This is a genomic window from Nocardia sp. BSTN01 (assembly GCF_015354405.1).
Taxonomy (GTDB): Bacteria; Actinomycetota; Actinomycetes; order Mycobacteriales; family Mycobacteriaceae; genus Nocardia.
Map to the genome: position 1 here is coordinate 1 of NZ_JADKYP010000085.1, position 18,205 is coordinate 18,205.

The 18,205-nt window shown below is 68.3% G+C and carries 15 protein-coding genes and 1 tRNA gene; 6 read left to right on the forward strand and 10 right to left on the reverse strand.

Annotated elements, in window-relative coordinates; all coding sequences use genetic code 11:
- The 3 genes from IRT45_RS33965 to IRT45_RS33975 all read right to left on the reverse strand — a co-directional run.
- The coding region (locus IRT45_RS33965; protein WP_194809876.1) for a ribose-phosphate diphosphokinase at positions 1-708 on the reverse strand (708 nt) is incomplete at its 3' end.
- On the reverse strand, positions 705-2,195 hold the full coding sequence (gene glmU / locus IRT45_RS33970) for a bifunctional UDP-N-acetylglucosamine diphosphorylase/glucosamine-1-phosphate N-acetyltransferase GlmU (RefSeq protein ID WP_194809877.1): 1,491 nt from the start codon (positions 2,193-2,195) through the stop codon (positions 705-707). The genes IRT45_RS33965 and glmU, both read right to left, overlap by 4 nt.
- A gap of 200 nt (positions 2,196-2,395) precedes the next feature.
- A tRNA-Gln gene (locus IRT45_RS33975) sits at positions 2,396-2,466 on the reverse strand.
- 339 nt (positions 2,467-2,805) lie between these two features.
- On the opposite strand from IRT45_RS33975, the gene IRT45_RS33980 reads away from it, so the two are divergent.
- The 4 genes from IRT45_RS33980 (at position 2,806) to IRT45_RS33995 (ending at position 8,907) form a co-directional block, all read left to right on the forward strand.
- A complete protein-coding gene (locus IRT45_RS33980; protein WP_194809885.1) occupies positions 2,806-3,420 on the forward strand; it encodes a TetR/AcrR family transcriptional regulator in 615 nt (204 codons plus the stop codon).
- A 216-nt stretch (positions 3,421-3,636) separates the two neighbouring features.
- On the forward strand, positions 3,637-4,284 hold the full coding sequence (locus IRT45_RS33985) for a TetR/AcrR family transcriptional regulator (protein WP_040721767.1): 648 nt from the start codon (positions 3,637-3,639) through the stop codon (positions 4,282-4,284).
- Positions 4,285-4,528: 244 nt separating this feature from the next.
- Complete coding sequence (gene mfd, locus IRT45_RS33990; RefSeq protein WP_194809878.1) at positions 4,529-8,143, forward strand: transcription-repair coupling factor; 3,615 nt, start codon at positions 4,529-4,531, stop codon at positions 8,141-8,143.
- Between the two features lie 95 nt (positions 8,144-8,238).
- A complete protein-coding gene (locus IRT45_RS33995; RefSeq protein WP_194809886.1) occupies positions 8,239-8,907 on the forward strand; it encodes a MazG family protein in 669 nt (222 codons plus the stop codon).
- Between the two features lie 19 nt (positions 8,908-8,926).
- On the opposite strand, the gene IRT45_RS34000 is transcribed toward IRT45_RS33995, so the two are convergent.
- The 7 genes from IRT45_RS34000 to IRT45_RS34030 all read right to left on the reverse strand — a co-directional run bounded on the left by IRT45_RS34000 (position 8,927) and on the right by IRT45_RS34030 (position 16,065).
- Positions 8,927-9,226 carry an MTH1187 family thiamine-binding protein gene (locus tag IRT45_RS34000; RefSeq protein WP_194809879.1) on the reverse strand — a complete coding sequence of 100 codons (300 nt, stop codon included), beginning with the start codon at positions 9,224-9,226 and terminating at the stop codon, positions 8,927-8,929.
- A 5-nt stretch (positions 9,227-9,231) separates the two neighbouring features.
- Positions 9,232-9,708: a pyridoxamine 5'-phosphate oxidase family protein gene (locus IRT45_RS34005; RefSeq protein ID WP_039780672.1), complete on the reverse strand. Its 477-nt coding sequence runs from the start codon at positions 9,706-9,708 to the stop codon at positions 9,232-9,234.
- Between the two features lie 182 nt (positions 9,709-9,890).
- A complete protein-coding gene (locus IRT45_RS34010; RefSeq protein WP_194809880.1) occupies positions 9,891-11,285 on the reverse strand; it encodes an MATE family efflux transporter in 1,395 nt (464 codons plus the stop codon).
- Positions 11,286-11,307: 22 nt separating this feature from the next.
- Positions 11,308-12,354 carry a PLP-dependent cysteine synthase family protein gene (locus IRT45_RS34015; protein ID WP_194809881.1) on the reverse strand — a complete coding sequence of 349 codons (1,047 nt, stop codon included), beginning with the start codon at positions 12,352-12,354 and terminating at the stop codon, positions 11,308-11,310.
- 34 nt (positions 12,355-12,388) lie between these two features.
- Positions 12,389-13,765: a Y4yA family PLP-dependent enzyme gene (locus IRT45_RS34020; RefSeq protein WP_309241277.1), complete on the reverse strand. Its 1,377-nt coding sequence runs from the start codon at positions 13,763-13,765 to the stop codon at positions 12,389-12,391.
- A gap of 187 nt (positions 13,766-13,952) precedes the next feature.
- The gene (locus tag IRT45_RS34025; protein ID WP_194809882.1) at positions 13,953-14,942 is read right to left on the reverse strand and encodes an ornithine cyclodeaminase family protein; all 990 of its coding nucleotides are present in this window, start codon (positions 14,940-14,942) and stop codon (positions 13,953-13,955) included.
- A gap of 25 nt (positions 14,943-14,967) precedes the next feature.
- Entirely contained in the window at positions 14,968-16,065 is a 1,098-nt protein-coding gene (locus IRT45_RS34030) for a TauD/TfdA family dioxygenase (protein WP_309241278.1), read from the reverse strand.
- 225 nt (positions 16,066-16,290) lie between these two features.
- Here IRT45_RS34030 and IRT45_RS34035 point away from each other — a divergent pair, with 225 nt between their 5' ends.
- Complete coding sequence (locus tag IRT45_RS34035; RefSeq protein WP_375540184.1) at positions 16,291-17,028, forward strand: lytic transglycosylase domain-containing protein; 738 nt, start codon at positions 16,291-16,293, stop codon at positions 17,026-17,028.
- A gap of 207 nt (positions 17,029-17,235) precedes the next feature.
- On the forward strand, positions 17,236-18,205 hold a 970-nt coding region (gene eno, locus IRT45_RS34040; protein WP_194809884.1), incomplete at its 3' end, for a phosphopyruvate hydratase.

The following is an 18,205-nucleotide window of genomic DNA, read 5'->3' on the forward strand; positions in this document are numbered from 1 at the left end:
ACCGGTGTCGATCATGTCGTCGATCAGGATGCAGGTGCGGCCCGCGACGTCACCGACGGGACGATGCGATTTGACCTGGTTGGGCACCAGCGGGTCGCGGGTCTTGTGGATGAACGCCACCGGCGCGCCACCGAGCGCGTCGGCCCACTTCTCGGCCACCTTCACGCGACCGGCGTCGGGGGAGACGATGGTGACGTTCTCGGTGCTGTAGTGGTTGCGCACGTACTCCGACAGCTGGACCAGGGCGTGCATGTGGTCCACCGGGCCGTCGAAGAAGCCCTGGATCTGATCGGTGTGCAGGTCGACGGTGATGATGCGGTCCGCGCCGGCGGTCTTGAGCAGATCGGCGACCAGGCGGGCGGAGATGGGCTCGCGGCCGCGGTGCTTCTTGTCCTGGCGGGCGTAGGGGTAGAACGGCAGGACGGCGGTGATCCGCTTGGCCGAACCGCGCTTGAGCGCATCGATCATGATGAGCTGTTCCATCAGCCACTGGTTCAGCGGAGCCGGAAAGCTCTGCAGCACAAAGGCATCCGAGCCACGTACCGATTCTTCGAAGCGAACGAAGATCTCGCCGTTGGCGAACTCGCGGGCGGTTTGCGGCGTGATCGCGACGTCGAGTTCCTTCGCGACCTGCTCGGCCAACTCGGGGTGAGCGCGCCCCGAGAACAGCATCAGGTTCTTCTGGTTGTCGGTGGAGAACGCGGTCACTCTGTGTTGCCATCCTTTTGCTCGGTTGCCTGACTCGCTCTGTCGTCGGCCGCGATCGCCTCCGCCGCCGCCTGCGCCGCGGCCGTCCCGGGACGATACCGCTGCACCCAGCCCTCAATATTCTTCTGCGCCCCGCCGGATACTGCCAGCGCTCCCGGCGGAACGTTTCTACGCAGCACAGTACCCGCTGCCGAATAGGCGCCATCGCCCACGGTCACCGGCGCGACGAACATCGTGTCGCTGCCGGTGCGCACATGCGAGCCGACGACGGTGTGGTGTTTCTTCACTCCGTCGTAGTTGACGAACACGCTCGATGCGCCGATGTTGCTGTACTCGCCGATCGTGGCGTCGCCGACGTAGGTCAGGTGGGGGACCTTCGAGTGAGCGCCGATCGAGGCGTTCTTGGTCTCCACGAACGCGCCGATCTTGCCGGATTCGCCGACGATCGTCCCCGGTCGCAAATAGGCGAACGGCCCGATTGTGGCGGCGGCGGCGATGGTGGCGCCCTCGCCGTGGGTCCGGACCACCTTCGCGCCCTCGCCGACGAGCACATCGGTCAGGGTCGAATCGGGTCCCACCTCGGCATCCTCGCCGATCACGGTGTTGCCGAGCAGCTGTACCCCGGGGCGCAGCACCGCGTCGCGTCCGATGCGCACACTCGCGTCCACCCAGGTGGTGGCCGGATCGATGACGGTGACCCCGGCGCGCATATGGCGCTCGAGGATGTAGCGGTTGAGGGTGCGGGCCGCCTGGGCCATCTGCACCCGGTCGTTGACGCCGGTGACCTTGGCGGCATCGACCAGGCGGGCGCCGTGGACCGGGTGGCCGCCCTCGCGCGCCAGCTTCAGGACATCGGTCAGATACAGCTCGTGCTGGGCGTTGGCGGTCGTCAACCGGCTGATCATCGTCCGCAGCACGGTGACGTCGAAAACGTAGACGCCGGAATTGACTTCGTTGATCGCCGCCTGCTCCGGGGTGGCGTCGGCGTGTTCGACGATCTCGAGGACGCCGCCGTCGGGATCGCGCACGATCCGGCCGTAACCGTTCGGATCCTCGGGAACGAAGGTCAAAACCGTGACCGCGGAACGTGGTTGATAACTGCGATGCTCGTCCAGCAGGGCCGAGAGGGTGTGCCCGTCCAGCAGCGGCACATCGGCGGAGGTCACCAGCAGATCCCCGGTGAAGCCCGCGGGCAGCGCCGACAGGGCGCACTGCACCGCGTGCCCGGTACCCAGCTGCTGTTCCTGTACCGCGGAGGTGATCTCGCGACCCAATTCTGCCGCAACGGAATTCACCGCGGCGCCGACCTGGTCGCGGTCGTGGCCGATCACGGTGATCAGGTCGGTGGGGTCGATCTCGTTCGCCGCGTGCAGGGCGTGCTCGAGCATGCTGCGCCCGGCGAGCGAATGCAGCACTTTCGGTGTCTTGGACCGCATTCGAGTTCCGGCACCGGCGGCGAGAACGACGACGGCGGTCTGCTGTGGCATGGATCTCCCTCGGCTGCCTGTCATCGTGCTGGTCTGCGCTGTCTTCGGCCTACGGCTGTCGCTGCCTGCGCCGGCCTTCGCAGGTTCGGTCTGCGGCGGGCTCGACGGCTGGCCGTCCGCCCACACCCTAGTCCACCCGGGCCTGGGCACCGGCTCGGGGCTTCGCCCGATATTCACGCAGGTCACAGCCCCATCGCCAGCTCCGCCGCCAGGACTCGAACCTGAACTAACTGAACCAAAATCAGTGGTGCTGCCATTACACTACGGCGGATCGTCGCACCGATGAACCCTATGGATCCACCGCTGCGCCACGGCATGCGCGCAATATCCTCGCACGTTTCCCCACAGCTTCGCGAATTACGGGCAGATTTTCCCGCGCGGGTCGCGGGTCGGCAAGAGTGCCCGGTCGCGGTCGGGTAAATTTGCGCAACGCAACATCTGATTTCGACAGCACATGGGTAACTCGTCGGGCACGCCCTGACCTCGGGTCCTTGCCGACCGCCGGCCCGGCCGAGAAATCTCCAGGCACCTACGACCGGCAAAATACGCGGAGAGGCGGGGGAGGGGAGCGATGACTTCGGGTGATGCGAATCGGGCGCCGCGCCCGCGGATGACCGGAACGCAGCGGCGGCAGCAGTTGATCGAGATCGGCCGGACGCTGTTCGCCGAACGAGGATACGACGCCACCTCCATCGAGGAGATCGCCCAGCGTGCCCAGGTGTCGAAACCCGTTGTGTACGAACACTTCGGCGGTAAAGAAGGCCTCTACGCGGTGGTCGTCGACCGTGAGATGTCGACGCTGCTGGACATGATCACGTCGTCGCTGACCCAGAACCGCTCCCGCGTCCGGCTGGAACAGGTCGCCCTCGCGCTGCTGACCTATATCGAGGAGCGCACCGACGGTTTCCGCATCCTGATGCGCGATCAACCCGCCTCGGCGGCCGCCGGCACCTATTCGAGCCTGCTGAACGAGGCGGTCAACCAGGTCGCGCACATCCTCGCCGGCGATTTCGAGCGCCGCGACTTCGACACCAGTCTCGCCACCCTCTACGCGCAAGCCCTGGTCGGCATGGTCGCCACCGCCGCCACCTGGTGGCTCGACGAGCGGCAACCGTCCAAGGAGGTGGTCGCCGCGCATCTGGTCAATCTGTGCTGGAACGGGCTCACCCACCTCGAGGCCGACCCGCAGCTGGCCTCCGAATGGCCCAGCGCGACACCCGGCTGACCGGCGGTACCGATGCCGGGGGGTAATAGGGGACCGAACTGGACGGTTAGCCCATTGTTTGCGAAGGAGACTGGTCTTAATGCTCGATTCCGCTGGCGACGGCCGGTCGGATGGTACGGTTCCCCCATCCTTCAAGTGCTGTTCGAGCTGTGATGTCGGTCAACTTCGGGATATCGGTCTACTTCAGGATGGCTGGTTTGAGGACAGGCGGATCTGATGGCTAGGCAAGCGCGTGCGGAAATCACCCGCGATTCGGTGCTGGCGGGCGCGGCCGACGTCTTTCTGCGACTCGGTTACGCGAATGCGAGCCTCAGCGAGATCATCTCGCAATCCAACGTCACCAAGGGCGCGCTGTACTTCCACTTCGGATCCAAGGAAGAACTGGCGCGCGCCGTGGTCGACCAGGGCAACGAACGACTCCGCGGCGCTTGTCAGGGCTTCTTCGACCCGCGCGTGCCCGCCCTGGAAGCCGCCATCGGCATCACCTACGTCGTCGCCGACCTCACCATGAACGATCCGATGGTCGGCGCGATGCTCAAACTCACCCACCAGATCGGCGACTACCGCGGTGCCTCGGGCGAGAACATCACCAAGACCTGGGGGGAAACCCAGATCCTGCTCGCCGAGCGGGCCATCGCGCAGGGCGACCTCAAACCCGACCTGGACCCCGAAACCATCGGCCTTCTCCTGCAGGAGATGACCGCCGGAGTCCACATCACGGCCGTCGGTACCGAATCCATCGACCAGATGGCGGTGCGTATGGAACGCATGTGGTATTTCCTGCTGCCGTCGATCGTGCCGGACGAAAAGGTGGCCTACTTCCGGGAATTCGCCGCGCGGCGGTTGCGCCGCTACGTGCCGTAACCGGTCGCGACGTCGGACGACGGTACGTGTGAACGCCGGAGCGCGCATTTGCGAGATGTGCACCTGGGTGGGTTCTCGGCCGCCTCGATTTTGGACTGACGGAGCGAGGGAGCGCAGCGACTGAGCGGAGGAGGGAAAATCGAGGCCTGAGGGCCGAGAACCCCGCCGGAGCGAAGCGGAGGCCGAAAACATAGACTCGATTGGTCGCTCTGAATCGCCGATCTGTGCAGCGGGAGTTTCTTTCATGCCGAGCCATCGCCCACCTCTTGCGGGACTGGCCGAGGTGGCCGGTGCCGATGCCGCGCTGAGCCAGGTTCGGGAACTGATCGGGCGCTCCTCGGTGCAGCTGGTCGCGCCCTCGGCGATCCGGCCGTTCGTGGCGGCGACCGTCGCGGCCGCGCGGCCGCTGGTGGTGGTGACCGCCACCGGGCGGGAGGCCGACGATCTGACCGTCGAGTTGAGCGAGATCATCGGCGATCGGGTCGCGTTGTTCCCGTCCTGGGAGACGCTGCCACACGAGCGGCTGTCGCCCAGTGCCGACACCGTGGGCCGGCGGTTGCAGGTGCTGCGCCGGCTGGCGCATCCGGAGGATCCGGGCCATCCGGAACCGCTGCAGGTGGTGGTGACCACGGTCCGGTCGCTGATGCAGCCGATGGCCCCGGGGCTGGGCGAGATCGAACCCATCGTGCTGCGCGTCGGCGCCGAATTCGATTTCGACGAATTGACCACGCGGCTGGTCGAATTCGCTTACGAGCGCGCCGATATGGTCGGCAAGCGCGGCGAATTCGCGGTGCGCGGCGGCATTCTCGACATCTTCCCGCCCACCGCCGATCATCCGGTGCGCGTGGAATTCTGGGGCGACGAGATCAGTGAACTGCGCGCGTTCTCCGTCGCCGATCAGCGTTCACTCACCGAGGTCGACGTCGATCTCGTCGTGGCGCAGCCCTGCCGGGAACTGCTGCTGACCGAGGAACTGCGCGAATCGGCGGCGAAGGTGGCCGCGGACAATCCGGCCGACGCGGCGCTGGTCGAAATGCTGGAGAAGCTGGCGCAGGGCATTCCGGTGGAGGGGATGGAGGCGCTGCTGCCGGTGCTGCGGCCGGGCGAGCTGCAGTTGCTCACCGATGTGGTGCCGACGCAGTCGCATGTGCTGCTGTGCGATCCGGAGAAGATCCGCACCCGCGCCGCCGATCTGGTCCGCACCGGACAGGAATTTCTCGAGGCGTCGTGGACGGCCGCGTCCTTCGGCGGGGCGGCCCCCTTGGGCGCACACGGTCTGGATCTGGCGTCCTCGGCGTATCGCGGTCTGGACGTCGTGCGGGCCGATGCCGAGTCGCGCGGGTTGCCGTGGTGGACACTGAGCCCGCTGGCCGCCGACGATCCCGCGGAGGTCGTGCTGCCCGTGCTGTCGGCGCCGGCGGCCCGCGGCTCGGAGGAGCTGGTCGCGACCGTTTTCGCCTCGCTGCGCGCGCACGTCACCACCGGTGGGCGCGCGGTCATCGTGGTCGCGGGACACGGTACGGCACAACGCATTCAGGAACGGCTCGCCGATGCCGAGGTTCCGGCCGCGGCGCTCGAGCCGGGCGCCGAACCGGTGCGTGGGCTGGTCGGGGTGCTGTGCGGTTCGCTGCACGACGGCATCGTGTTCGACGACGCGAAACTGGTCGTCATCGCCGAATCCGATCTGACCGGCAACCGCGTCACCGCGCCCGGTGAGGGAAAGAAGCTTCCCGCGCGCCGGCGCAATCAGGTCGATCCGCTGGCGTTGAGTTCCGGCGATATGGTCGTACACGATCAGCACGGCATCGGCCGGTTCGTGGAGATGATCGAACGCACCGTCGGCGGCGCGCGACGCGAATACCTGGTCATCGAGTACGCGCCCAGTAAGCGCGGCCAGCCCGGCGACCGGTTGTACGTCCCGATGGATTCGCTGGACCAGCTCTCCCGCTACGTGGGCGGAGAGATGCCGAGTCTGTCCAAACTCGGCGGATCCGACTGGGCGAATACGAAACGCAAGGCGCGCAAGGCCGTTCGCGAGATCGCCACCGAACTCGTGCAGTTGTATGCCGCGCGGCAGGCCGCGCCCGGTCATGCGTTCGCCTCCGATACGCCGTGGCAGCAGGAGATGGAGGACGCGTTCGCGTTCACCGAAACCCACGATCAGCTCACCGCCATCGCCGAGGTGAAGGCCGATATGGAACGCCCGGTGCCGATGGACCGGGTGATCTGCGGCGACGTCGGTTACGGCAAGACCGAGATCGCGGTGCGGGCGGCGTTCAAGGCGGTTCAGGACGGTAAGCAGGTCGCCGTGCTGGTGCCGACCACGCTGCTGGCCCAGCAACATCTGCAGACCTTCACCGAACGCGTCGCCGGATTCCCGGTCACGGTGAAGGGCCTGTCGCGCTTCACCGATCCGGCCGAATCGCGCGAGGTGATCGACGGTATGGCCGCCGGTGACGTCGACATCGTGGTCGGCACCCACCGGCTGCTGCAGACCGGTCTGCGGTGGAAGGAACTCGGCCTCGTGATCATCGACGAGGAACAGCGGTTCGGCGTCGAGCACAAGGAGCACATCAAGGCGCTGCGCACCCACGTCGACGTGCTGACCATGTCGGCCACCCCGATTCCGCGCACCCTGGAGATGAGCCTGGCGGGGATCCGCGAGATGTCGACCATCCTCACCCCGCCCGAGGAGCGCCACCCCGTCCTGACCTATGTCGGCGGCTACAATGACAAACAGGTCGCCGCGGCCGTGCGCCGCGAACTGCTGCGCGACGGCCAGGTCTTCTACGTGCACAATCGCGTCTCTTCGATCGACAAGGCCGCCAAGCGAATTCGCGATCTGGTGCCCGAGGCGCGGGTCGCGGTGGCGCACGGCCAGATGAACGAGGACACGCTGGAGAAGACCGTGCAGGGCTTCTGGGAGCGCGAATTCGACGTACTGGTGTGCACCACGATCATCGAAACCGGTCTGGACATCTCCAACGCCAATACGCTGATCGTCGAACGGGCCGACACGCTGGGCCTGTCCCAGCTGCACCAGCTGCGCGGCCGGGTCGGGCGCAGCCGGGAACGCGGATACGCCTATTTCCTGTATCCGGCCGAGAAGCCGCTCACCGAAACGGCTTACGACCGCCTGGCCACCATCTCGCAGAACTCCGATCTCGGCGCGGGTATGGCGGTGGCGATGAAGGACCTCGAAATCCGCGGCGCCGGAAACGTGCTCGGCGCCGAACAGTCCGGCCATGTCGCCGGCGTCGGCTTCGATCTGTATGTGCGACTGGTCGGTGAGGCGGTGGAGGCCTATCGCGCCGCCGCCGACGGCCGCCCGATCACGACCGAGGAAGAGGTCAAGGAGGTGCGGATCGACCTGCCGGTGGATGCGCACATTCCGCCCGACTACATCGCCAGCGACCGGCTGCGGCTGGAGGCCTACCGCAAACTGGCTGCGGCACAGGATGATTCGGCGCTCGCCGCCGTGGTGGAGGAGCTCGTCGACCGGTACGGCCCGCTGCCGGTGGAGGTCGGCCGCTTGGTGTCGGTCGCGAAGTTGCGACTGTTGTGCCGTGAGTACAACATCCAGGAGGTCGGCGTCACGGGCACCACGCTGAAGGTGTCGCCGCTGCAGCTGCCCGATTCGAAGCAGATGCGGCTCAAGCGGCTGTATCCGAGTGCGAGCTATCGGCCCACCACCGGCATCGTGCAACTGCCGCTGCCGCGCGTGGAGGACAGCGTGGGCGCGGCGCGGGTGCGCGATGTGCAGGTGTTGCAGTTCGTCGCCGATCTGCTGCTGGCGCTCGACGGGAAGCCGAAGGGCATGGTCGATCTCGCGGTGCGCGCGGAGGTCGCGGTCGGGTGAGTGAGGACCGGGGCGAGCGCCCGTCGGGGGGATCCGACGACGCCGCGGCTGATTCCGCACGGGTCGCGCACGGCCTGACCGAGGCCGTCGAGGTCATGGACCGGCTGTGGAATTTCGGCGGCTGGGAGGTCACCCAGACCCACGATTCGCTGCGGCCGTATCTGCTGGAGGAGACCTACGAACTCCTCGACGCCATCCAGCACGGAGATGCGGAGACGATCAAGGAGGAACTCGGCGACCTGCTGTTGCAGGTGCTGTTCCATTCCCGGATCGCCGAGGCCGCGGGCGAATTCACCGTCGACGATGTGGCCGCCGCGCTGGTCACCAAACTGGTGCACCGCAGTCCGCATCTGTCCGATCCGGCGGTGGACGCCGGAGCGGATGTGGCCGCGAAGGTCGCCGCGCAGGAACGAGCCTGGGAGGAACGCAAACTCACCGAGAAGGCGCGCCGCTCCTGCCTGGACGGGATCGCGATGGCGCAACCCGCGCTGGCGCTGGCGGAGAAGATCCGCTCCCGCAGCACGAAGGCGGGATTACCCGAGGATCTGATCCCGGAGGAGCTGCGGGTCGTTCACCTGGGCGGGCCCGACAGTGCCGAGGAGCGGCTCCGCAAGGCCGCACTCGATTTCGCGGCGCGAATCCGGGCCGCCGAGGACGCGGCCGAGCGGACCCGCGGCGGACGCGGGCCGCTGGGGCCCGACGAGTGGCGCGCCCACTGGGAAACCTTCGCCGACTCGCCGGGGGACCCGCCGCGCCGCCTATGACAGCACGCCCGTTCAGCGGTCAGGTGCCTTCCGCGAGATAGCGTTCGACGGTCTCGACCTTCGACGTCAGGGCGCCGGTGACCCCCGGGCGGATGTCGGCCTTGATCACCAGGCTGCACCGCGGTGCGACCGCGAGGACGGCGTCGGAGGCCTGTTTGATCACCCCCATCACCTCGTCCCATTCGCCCTCGAGTGTGGTGAACATGGCGTTGGTTTCGTTCGGCAGCCCACTGGCGCGGACGATGCGGACGGCTTCGGCGACGGCGCGGCCCACATCGGCGCCGGTGCCGAGCGGGGTGACCGAGAAGGCGGCGATCATGGGCGTCAATTCTTCGCGTCGACCATCTCCTGCAGGGTGGCGACACGCGAGCGGAGGTATTCGAGTTCCGGTTCGTCGAGGACGGTGCGCTGAATACCCGCTTCGACCTCGAACGCGCCCTGACGGTGGTCGTCGATCACCTCGACATCGATGGCGACGGCCACGTAGTCCTCGGCGCCGGGCATCGGATCGGCGATGACGCGCGCGCGACCGCGGGCGCACAGCGCCACATTGCCGCCACCGAGGATCAGCAGCGCGACATCGGGACGTTTGCGCAGCCGCGCCAGCGAACCGCGATCGAACTTGAGACTCAACAGGATTCGCCGATCGTCGGCACGCACCGGCCAGCTCACGGGAATCGCGTGCGGCGACGGATCGGTGGTCACCAGGACGGCGATGGTATCCAGCGGCCAGGTCGGCAGGACGTCCAGTTCGGGATGCTCGGTCGCGGGCTGTTGACGTTCTCCGGCACTGGCTACCATCTCGTCACCTCACGGTCGGCTCACGCGGCGGCGTCGGCCGCGACTGGCACCCCAGTGTAAACCGTTGTGCCGCTTACGTGCTGGGGCGTGCGTGCCGGATTCGAGCGGCGCTGGTGGTAGGGGTGCGAACGGGCGGTCGGTCCTGCGCCGCGCGGCCGTGCGGACCGGATCGGGACGAACCGTCAGTTCATGCTGTCGGCGAGCTCGCGTGGTTCGCTGCCCTCCCGGTGATGCAGCAGGGAGAAATACCGGCGCAACATCAGCAGGGCGGTGGCCGCCAAGCCCGCGGTCAGACCCCACCAGACTCCGTTCGCGCCCAGGCCGAGCGGGAAGGCGAGCAGCAGTGCGGTCGGCAGGCCGACGAGCCAATACCCGACCAGTGACAGCCGGAATCCGGCGCGCGTGTCCTGCACACCCCGCAGCAGACCGTTGCCGATGTTCTGCGCGGCATCGAAGAACTGCAGGACGAGGGCGATCAGTAGCAGGCCGTGCGCGAGATCGATCGTCGCGCTGTCCCGGCCGGTGAGGAAGGGGCGCAGCACCAGATCGGGCGCCGCGACGTACAGGACACCGACCAGGGCGGCGACGACCGCGGCCTGCCGCAGTGCCAGCCACGCCAGGTTCTGGGCGCGGCGGAACTCGTCTCGGGCCACGGCCCGGCTCACCAGGATCGACGCCCCGTGCGACAGCCCCACCGCGACCTGGAACACGATGTAGACGAGCTGGTACACCACATTGTGCGCGGCCAGTGCCGCCGGTCCGATGGTGCCCATGGCCAGGGCCAGCACCGAGAACATGCCGGCCTCGGAGCCGTAGGTGAGCGCGATGGGCGCGCCGAGCCGCAGTTCGGCGGCGACCGTTCGCCGGCGCACGGGCCACATCCGCACCGGCAGTGTCGGTCCCAGCGTGGGGTCGCGACGCACCATCACCCAGAACACCGCGAAGGTGACGAGGAAGACGACCGAGGACGCCACGCCGACACCGGTCAGTCCCAGGGTGGGCAGTCCAGCCCAGCCGTGGATGAGTGCCAGCGCGACGACCGCGTTCACGGCCACCGAGCCGAGTGTCACCACCAGCAGCGCCTGCGGCCGTCGCATGCCGACGGTGTATTGCCGCAGCACCTGGAACCACAGGCAGGGCAGGAGACCGGGCGCGAGCGCCACCATCATCGGCCGGGCCTCGGCCAGGACCGTGGCGTCCTGGCCGAGCCATTGCAGCGACCAGCCCAGGCCGACCAGGATCAGGCCGCCGAGCAGACCGGCGACGGTCGCGATGAGGAAGCTCGATCGGACCACATCGCGGATCTCGTGCCCGGGGCTGCGGCGCTGTTTCTCGGCGCGGCTCACCGCGGTTGCCACCTGATTGCCACTGGCGGTGATCAACCCGACGCACATGGTGCGGATCTGGTTGAACAGCACGAGGGCGAGCCCGCCGGCGGCCACCTGATCGACTCCCAGGCTGCCCATCAGCGCGATATTGGTGGTGGAGATCGCGACCTGGGCCAGCTGAGTCAGGGCGATGGGCGTGGCCAGCGCCGTCAGCCGCCGGCCGTCGCCGCGGGCCGCGACCGCGGTCATCGGCGACCCTCGGTCATCTGATTCATCGGACACCCACCAGGTTTCGCGGCTCGGATACCGCTGGTGTACCCGGTGCGTAGCGGTCCAACAGGTCGGTGACCGCGTGCTCGGCGGTGCGGTCGAGCAGATCCCGGTCGCTCATCCATTCGTCGTCGAAGACCGTGTCGAGGTACTTCTCCCCGCCGTCACAGACGATGGTGACGATCGTCGAGCCCGGTTCGAATTCCTCGAGCCGCTGCAGCGCCACATGTACCGACCCGCCCGCCGACCCGCCGATCATCAGACCGGAACGCTGCGCGACCGCGCGGGCGGTGGCGAAGGCGTCCACATCCGAGACGGTGACTCCCTCGTCCAGCAGCGAGTAGTCCACGGCCGTGCCGACGGTCGCGCCGGGCGGGGTGCCGGTGCCGGACTGCCAGTACGGTCCGCCGGGCCCGCCGAACGCGATCGACCCGACCGGTTCCACGCCGATCACCCGCGCGGGATGGCCCAGGTCACGCAGGCGCCGCGCCGTGCCGAACAGCGATCCGCCGGTGCCGACCGCGGACAGCAGGATGTCGACCTGGCCCAGGTCGGCCAGCAACTCCTCCGCGACCGCGTAGTAGCCGACCGGATTGGCCTCGTTGTTGTGCTGTTCGGTGAAATACGCGTCGGACCGGGCGGCCGCCATCGCCTCGGCCAGGTCCTCCCGGGCGGAGGTGGCCAGGCTGTCGTCGCCCTCGGCGGCGACATAGACGAGGTCGGCACCCATGGCTCGCATCGCGCGCAGTTTGTCCTTACAGGCGTGGTGGTCCACGACCGCGGTGAATCGATAGCCGCGTTCGGCCGCGACCACCGCCAGTCCCAGTCCGGTATTGCCGGATGTGGACTCGATAATATGTCCGCCATCTCTCAGCAAACCTCGGCGTTCGGCATCGAGCACCATTTCGCGGGCCATCCGGATCTTCGCCGCGCCGGTCGGATTGAACTGTTCGAGTTTGAGTAGCAGCCGGGTGCCGCCCTCGGTGACGGCCAGCTCGAACAGGGGAGTGTTTCCGATCAGGTCCGTCACGCGCGTGACGATCGGCATGCGAGTCTCCTCGAGAGTGTGATGGGAAGGGGAGTCAGCGTTCGAGCGTCCAGCGCAGCCGCGGCGGCTGCGCCGGATCCGCGTCCGGGCTGCTCGACAGCAGCACCTTCGGCGGGAGGGGGAGATCGTGGAACGACGATTCGTTCGAATCCATCTGATATCCGGCGGTATTCGGATAGACGAGCAGATCGCCGATGACCGCCGGACGCGGCAGTGGAATGCGCCGCCAGCTCAGCATGTCCGATTCCAGGCAGGTCGCCGCGCCGACGCAGGCCGGGGTCACCGCACCCGGCCGTATCGGCCACAGCACCGGATCGGGCAGGTATTCACTGTCGAACCACTGCTCGGACAGGCTCAGGCTGGTGCCGTCGACGGTGAGCAGCTGGTAGGGAAGTGATTGTGCCGTGCGGGTTTTCACGCCTTGGACACGGAACACCGTGCTTCCGGCGCGGTCGAGCAGCGCGCGCCCGGGTTCGATCGCGAGCCGGATGGCATGGGCCCGTAGGACTTTCGCCAGGTCGTCGTGGTCGAGGACGGCGGCCAGCGCGGCCGGTCCGGCGGGACGCTGGTGGTAGGGATAGTACGAATCGAAGGTTTTGTCCGCGTGGAACCAGTGCGGATCGTGCTCGTCGGTGAATGCGTGCCAGGCCGTATCCGGCAGATAGTCCACGCCGAATCCGCCGCCGATGGAGAGGGTGGTGACCGGATGTCCGAGGGCGCGGGCGTGCAGGCACCGGTCGACCAGCGCCGCCGCGAGTTCCGAGCGGGCGATCGGGTCGTAACCGGTCAGGTGAAAGCTGAAGCCCTCCACTTTGATCGGTGTCGGATCGGTGCGGTGCAACACCGTGTCGAGCTCGATGTCGGTCATGCCGAATCGGCTGGTCGAATCCGGCGGGAGTACCCGCAGCAGGACCCGGGCGGTGGCGCCTAGGCCGGCGAGCCGGGCGAGTTCACCCGGTTCGTCGATGGCGATCAGAGCACCGTGCCGGGTGGCCAGCCACAGCAGCTCATCGGATTTGGCCGGCCCCGTCACCACCAGATCGTGGCCCCGGATACCGTGCGCCAGAGCCGAACTCAGCTCGCCCGCGCTGGCGACATCGGCGCCGGCGCCGTGTTCGGCGCAGACCCGTACCACGGCTGCGGACTTGTTGGCCTTCTTGCCGTAGTAGATCGCGCCGTCCACGCCGTGGCGGCGGAACTGCTCGCGGAAGCCGTCGATATTGACGCCCACTCGCTCCGGGTACAGGACGTGGAACGGGCCGCCGACCGCATAGGCGATGTCGTCGAGCAGACGGGCGTCGGCCAGCAGTCGGCGCTCCCACTCATCCCGGTGTGCGGGGAGGGGAGGTGCCGTGATCGACGTGGAGGTCAACGTATCGTCGGGCGCCTGCGTACTCCGGCTCGCGGTCACCGCGTCGTCTCCGAGGCCGACGACCGCTTCGAGTCACCGAAAGTCGTTTGTGCAGTGGCCGAACCGAGGGGGTGCGCTCGTCGCGGTGTCGCCGCCCGGCCCGCATGCGGTGGGGCGGGCGGCCGGATCGTCGTCCCGTTCGCAGTGGTCCGGGACGACCGCGTGGCGCCAGGGGAGTGCGCCCCGGTCAGTCCCACAGCGGCACCTCCGTGCCCCGGCCCTCGGCGATGGCGCGTTCGGCCAGCGCGTGCGCGACGGCGATATCGGTGAGGACCAGGCCGCTGTTGTAGACGAACAGCCGTTCGTCGGCACTGGTGCGCGCGGTCGCGCGGCGGCCCAGAATCGCCGGCAGTTCGGCGTCGACGGAACGCAGCCGCCCGTCCGGTCCCGCCATGTCGGTGCCGGTCAGCGCCATCTGTTCGGCGCTGGTGGCCACCACGCGGTCGGCGTTGGTGAGCGTCGAGGGAGCCAGTCCGTAACCGACCAGCACCGCCACCGAACCCGGTGCCAGATCATCGGATTCGAGGGCGACCTGGGTGCCCGGTCCGGCGGTCGCCAGCACCACATCGGCCGTCGCGGCCGCGGCGCGCGGATCCTCGACCACGTCCAGATCCAGGTGCGGCGCGTGCGCGCGCAGGTGGGTGCCCACCGCTTCCAAGCCCTCGGGATGGGTGCCGTACACCATCAGCCGGTTCAACTGTGGATTCGCGGCGAGCAAGTGCGGCAGCGCGTTTCGGCCCTGGGTGCCGGTACCGATCAGCAGCACGCTGCGCGCGTCCGGCCGCACCGTTTCGCGCACCAGCAGCGCCGATACCGCCGGCGTACGCAGTGCGCCCACCCGCGCGCAGTCCATCATCGCGATCGGGGTGCCGGTGGCGTCGTCGTAGAGGGTGATGGTGGTGTAGTAGCGCTTGGTGCTGCGGTCGTGGCTCGGATCGAATTTGTACGACGTCTTCATCGCCACCACCCGGCGGCGGCCGTCGCGCCCCAGCATCGCGTACGCCACCGACCAGCCGTCCGGATGCGCCACACTGAGCTTGCGGGGGTTGTCCGAATCACCCTGTGCCAGGGCCAGATAGGCGTCCTCGACGGCGCGCACCACCTCGTTGGGGGCGATCGGGACATCGGCGAGATCGCTGCGGCTGAGTACGCGCAACGGGGTGGGGCGGCTGCTCACTGCGTTCCTCGGTTCACTGGTCGGTTCATCGGTGCGAGATCTTCGGTGCCGCAGCGGGATCGGGCGCGAACGGCCGCACCGTCCGCTGTCCGTATCCGCTTTCGCCGGCTTCGGCCGGTGCGCGGCGGCGTGCCAGCCGGATGTTGACCCGTTTGAGCCAGCGGTCGGTCCCGTCGTATCGGGGCGTGAACGGAACCCGGCCGTGCACGACGACATCATTGTCCATCAGCAGCAACTCGCCCGGCTCCAACACCGCACGGTGACAGACTCGTTCCAATTCGGCACCGAGATGGGCGTAGGCGCAACGGTATTCGACGCCGGCGTCGTCGAGCGGGGTGTAGGCGGGGTCGTAGCGCAGGGTCGGCCCACCGTCACCGGCGGCGACGGTGGCCACAGGGGCGGGGCGATGCCCGCTGAAATCCTCGCCGTAGGAGACGTCGGGCAGGATCGGCACGGTCGGTTCGGCGAGCAGCCGCCGCCTCTCCGCGTCCAGGTTCACCTGGCGGACCGAGGACACGGTGGTGCCCACCCGATCGGGATTGCGCAGACAGCCCAGCAGCAGCAGATGCGCGCGTTCCGGATGGAAGGCGTCCTCGGTGTGCGGGCTCAGCAGGGTGGTGCTGCTGGCGCCGGACTGTTCGTGTTCGTGGCCGGGCGTGGGCAGGATGTTGTTGACCAGCCGCCCGCCCTGCTGGCCCTGCCAGCCGAACGGTTCGCCGGCGCAGCGGGCGAGCAGCAACAGGGCGATATCCAGGCGAAACGATGCCGGGCACGCCGGTTCGGCGGCATGGGTCCAGTCGGGCGGCGTCGGGCCGAGCTCGTCGTCGCGCACCGGCAGACGGCCGATGATCGTCGCGCCCGCGGTGGTGTCGGGCGGCCGTAACGCGGTTCGGACTGCGGCCGGCAGCTCGGCGGCATAGGCGTCGACGAGCCGGATCAGCGCCGGATCGGAGAGGGTGCGACGGATCGGCGCGGAGCCGCCGGGGGTGTGGTCGAGTGTGATCGCGATCTCTTCGGCCGAACAGAAGACGGCCGCCGCGGCCTCGGGCGGAAGCGTACGGCGGTCGATCGGTTCGGTTTCTTCGTGCTGGGGTGTCTTACGTTCGCGGAGAACGTTTTTCACCAGGAGTTCCCTTCCTCGCAATGGGGATGAAGCAGGTGGTGAACACTCGGACTGCGAAGTTAGTCGCTCCGTTGATCTTAAGCAAGGCTTACCTAAAGTACGCCATTGGACATAGCGTTTCGGTATCGAACGGTTGCGGAGAAAGGTAGCTGATCGTATGCCGAGCCGGGTGCAGCGCACCGTCACGGTGCGTGCCATCCGCGCGCGAATCTGGATGATGGAGAGGTGCGTTCGACCATCCCCGGATTCCGGCCCCTCGCGTTCGCCGCTGTCGCGGCCGTCGCACTGCTGTCCGGATGTGCGGGAACCGATAACCTGCCTCCGATTCCGGACGGTTTCCCGCCCGGTGCGGGCAGCCCGGTTCCGCTGATCGACCTCGATGCGCCCGGTCGTAGTGCCGAACAGTTGCGTGGCTGGGCGGAAGGGCAGTCGGACGCGCTCGGCATTCCGACGGTCGCGCTCGAGGCCTACGGATACGCGGCGGAGGTCATGGCCCGATCGCGTCCCGACTGCGGAATCGGCTGGACCACGATCGCGGGCATCGCGCGGGTGGAGAGCAAGCACGGCCGCCACGGCGTGTCCGACCTGGATGCCGACGGTGAGGTCCGACCGCCCATCCGCGGCATCCCCTTGGACGGATCACCCGGTGTCGCAAGGATTCTCGACGACGAGGCCACCGCACGCGCCGGCGCCCCGGTCTACGTGCGCGCCGAGGGGCCGTTCCAATTCCTGCCCGAGACCTGGCAGCACTGGGGTGTGGACGCCAACGGTGACGGCCGCGCGGATCCGGACAGCATCGACGACGCCTCGCTGACCGCCGCACGCTACCTGTGCGCCAGCGGCGGCGACCTGCGCAGCGCGGAGGGGTGGCAGAAGGCGGTGCTCACCTACAACCAGTCCACTACCTATATGGCGACCGTGCGGACGAAGGCGGCGGCGTACAGCGTCGGCCGCCGGGCCTGAGACCCGCCCCGCGCCCGCGCGACCGCTTCGGCCCCGCCGCAATTCGTTGCGCGCGCGAACGACCGCGACCGCGCGCCCACCTGTGTCGTGCGTTCCCGACCGCACCCATTAGGCTCGCAGACGCACGGGCCCGCCGTGCGACCTGCTCATGGACGGCGGTGGGCAGGGCCCTGAATTGATCGCCAGCAGCCGAAGGAGTGTCGTTTCGTGGCCATCATCGAACAGGTCGGAGCTCGCGAGATCCTGGATTCACGCGGTAACCCCACCGTCGAGGTCGAGATCGCTCTCGACGACGGCACGCTGACCCGCGCGGCAGTGCCGTCCGGCGCCTCCACCGGCGAGCACGAGGCCGTGGAGTTGCGCGACGGCGGCGACCGCTACGGCGGCAAGGGTGTCCGCAAGGCCGTCGAAGGCGTGCTGGACGAGATCGCACCGGCCGTGATCGGCCTGGACGCGGTCGAGCAGCGCACCGTCGACCAGGTGCTGCTGGATCTGGACGGCACCCCGGACAAGTCCCGCCTCGGCGCCAACGCGCTGCTGGGTGTGTCGCTGGCGGTGGCCCGCTCGGCGGCCGAGTCCTCGGGGCTGGAGCTGTTCCGCTACCTGGGCGGCCCGAACGCGCACGTGCTGCCGGTGCCGATGATGAACATCCTCAACGGTGGCGCCCACGCCGACACCAGTGTCGACGTGCAGGAATTCATGATCGCCCCGATCGGCGCGCCCACCTTCCGCGAGGCGCTGCGGTGGGGTACGGAGGTCTACCACGCCCTCAAGGCCGAGCTGAAGTCCAAGGGCCTGTCCACCGGACTCGGTGACGAGGGCGGTTTCGCCCCGGATCTGGCCGGCGGCACCCGCGAGGCGCTGGACCTGATCGCGTCGGCGATCGGCAAGGCCGGCTACAACCTCGGCAGCGATGTCGCGCTGGCTCTCGACGTCGCGGCGACCGAGTTCTACACCGCCGGAACGGGCTACAAGTTCGAGGGCACCGAGCGCACCGCCGAGCAGATGGCCGAGTTCTACAACGACCTGCTGGGCGCGTACCCGCTGGTCTCGATCGAGGACCCGCTGTCGGAGGACGACTGGGACGGCTGGGTCGCGCTGACCGATCTGATCGGCGACAAGATCCAGCTGGTCGGCGACGACCTGTTCGTCACCAACCCGGAGCGGCTCGAGGACG